Source organism: Streptomyces glaucescens, from assembly GCF_002154375.1.
Taxonomy (GTDB): Bacteria; Actinomycetota; Actinomycetes; order Streptomycetales; family Streptomycetaceae; genus Streptomyces; species Streptomyces glaucescens.
Genome location: NZ_MUND01001068.1, coordinates 1 through 2,719, shown reverse-complemented (window position 1 = coordinate 2,719; position 2,719 = coordinate 1). Strand labels below are relative to the sequence as shown.

2 protein-coding genes are annotated in these 2,719 nt (G+C 75.9%); both read left to right on the top strand.

Features of this window, described 5'->3' with window-relative positions; translation table 11 throughout:
* Positions 1–124: 124 nt before the first annotated feature.
* Complete coding sequence (locus CCN42_RS40630; RefSeq protein ID WP_245877708.1) at positions 125–1,360, top strand: beta-ketoacyl reductase; 1,236 nt, start codon at positions 125–127, stop codon at positions 1,358–1,360.
* Positions 1,353–2,719 (top strand): beta-ketoacyl synthase N-terminal-like domain-containing protein (locus tag CCN42_RS40625; protein WP_245877707.1); only part of this gene is annotated, 1,367 nt, incomplete at its 3' end. The genes CCN42_RS40630 and CCN42_RS40625, both read left to right, overlap by 8 nt.

Below are 2,719 nucleotides of genomic sequence, written 5' to 3'. Positions count from 1 at the left end.
AGCCGGTGTGCGTCGGTGGCGTCGGCGCGGGCGTAGCGGACCTCGCGCAGCTCGCGCAGGGGGGACAGGACGAGGGGCGCGGGTTGCGGGTGTGCGGCGCACGGTGAGCAGCCGGGTGCCGGGGGTGCGCAGCAGATGGGCGGCGATCTCGGCGCCGATCGCCGCCCATCTGCTGCGCACCCCCGGCACCCGGCTGCTGATCGTGGGCCGCACACCGGAACCCGAGGCCCTCGTCCTGTCCCGCCTGCGCGAGCTGGGCGAGGTCCGCTACGCCCGCGCCGACGTCACCGACGAACACCGGCTGCGGGCCGCGGTGGAGGCCGCCACCGAGGCGTGGGGCGTGCCCCTGGCGTCGGTGCTGCACCTGGCCGGAACGCTCGTGGAACGCCCCGTGGGCGAACTGGACGCCGAGACCTGGCGCCGGGCCCTCGCGGCGAAGACGCGCGGCGCGTGGGCGCTGCACCGGCTCACCGCCGACCACCCCGTCACCTCCTTCGTCACGTTCTCCTCGGTGAACGGCTGGTTCGGCGGCGCCATGAACGCCGCCTACGCCGCCGCCAACGCCTACCTGGACGCCCTCGCCCTGTACCGCCGGAGCCTCGGCCTGCCCGCCCAGTCGCTGGCCTGGAGCATGTGGCGCGAGCGCGGCATGAGCCGGGGTTACGGGCTCACCGCGCTCACCGAGGCCCGCGGCTACCGGCTGCTCGACGCCCCCGCCGCGCTGCGCTCGTTCGACCTGGCCCGCACCATGGACGAACCGCACCTGCTGATCGGCGCCGACCGCACCGCCCCCTGGGTCCGCAGCCACGTCGTCGCCCCCGTGCGCCAGACGCGGCGCCTGGCCGCCCGCGTCGGCCTGGAGGACGGCACCGACCTGGGCGCCCTGTACCGCGCGGCGGCCGACGGCGCCCGCGCGGCCGGGCTGTCCGACGACGCGTGGACGCTGCGCACGGCGGGCACCACCGCCCGCCCTGACGAGGCGGAGGCGGGGGAGGAGCTGCGGCGGCTGGAGAGCCGGCTCGCCGAGGTGTGGTGCGGCGTCCTGGGGCGCGACCGGGTGGGCCGGGACGAGAACTTCTTCGACCTGGGCGGCAACTCGCTGCTCCTCGTCACCGCACAGACCGCCGTCAACCGCGCCTTCGGCACCGACCTGTCGGTGGTCGACCTGTTCGCCCACCCCACCGTCCGGGACCTGGCCCGTCACCTGTCGGCCACCGGCGCGGGCTCCACGGCGGTCGCCGAACAGCCGCCACGGCAGGAGGCCGGCGGCCTGGACCGCGCCAAGGAGCAAGCACAGCGCCAGCGCGCCGCCCGCGCGCGCCGCACCGCACGGCACGGCAAGGACCGGGGCCGTGCCTGACACCACCGAGCCGGGAGAGGACGAGGCACAGGCCGTGCACGACACCACCGCACCCCACGACGAGGAGTTCCCCGAGTTCCCCGCCGTCGCCGTCATCGGCATGGCGGGCCGCTTCCCCGGCGCCGACGACCTCGACGCCTTCTGGGAGAACCTCGCGGCCGGCCGGGAGGCGATCCGGCCCGTCACCGACGAGGAGTTCCTCGCCGCGGGCGGCGACCCGCGCGACCTCGGCGACCCGACGCTGATCCGGATGGTGTCGGCCGTCGAGGGCATCGACCGCTTCGACTCCGGCTTCTTCGGCCACAGCCCCGCCGAGGCCGCCGTCGTCGACCCGCAGCAGCGGCTGCTGCTGGAGACGGCCTACCACGCGCTGGAGGACGCCGGCTGCCTCGGCGGCGACCGTACGGCCGAGGCGTTCGGCGTCTACGCGGGCGCGGGTGACAGCCGCTACTACCCGGCCCACGTGTACCCGCGCTTCGCCGGGCAGCCGGGCTCGGTGGAGCTGGTCCACGCGGCCACCGCCAACTCCCTCGGCACCCTGGCCACCCGTATCTCCTACGAACTCGGCCTCACCGGGCCGAGCGTGTCGCTCCAGACGGCCTGCTCGACCGCGCTGGTCGCCGTGCACACCGCCTGCCAGGACCTGCTGGACCACCGCTGCGACACCGCGCTCGCCGCCGCCGTCTCCCTCAACCCCTCGGCCGCGCTCGGCTACCGTCACGTGCCCGACGGGCCGTTCTCGCCCGACGGCCACTGCCGCGCCTTCGCCGCCGACGCCGCCGGCACCTCCTCCGGCGACGGCGTCGGGGCGGTCGTGCTCAAGCGGCTGGAGGACGCCCTCGCCGACGGCGACCGCATCCGCGCCGTCATCCGCGGCAGCGCCGTCAACAACGACGGCCGCCGCAAGGTCGGCTTCAGCGCGCCCAGCGCCGCCGGACAGACCGAGGTCATCCTCGCCGCGCAGGCCCAGGCGGAGGTCGACGCCGGCACCATCGGCCTGATCGAGGCGCACGGCACCGCCACCAAGCTCGGCGACCCGATCGAGGTGTCCGCGCTCACCGAGGCGTTCCGGCACAGCACCCGGCGGACCGGCTTCTGCGCGCTCGGGTCGGTCAAGACCAACATCGGCCACCTCGGCGCCGCCGCCGGCATCGCCGGACTCATCAAGGCGGTGCTGGCCCTCGAACACCGGCAGATCCCGCCGAGCCTGCACTTCGACCGCCCCAACCCGCTCATCGACTTCGACGCGAGCCCCTTCCGCGTGCCCACCGCACTGGAGGACTGGCCCGCGGCCGACCACCCGCGCCGGGCCGCCGTCAGCGCCTTCGGCATCGGCGGCACCAACGCCCACGTCGTCCT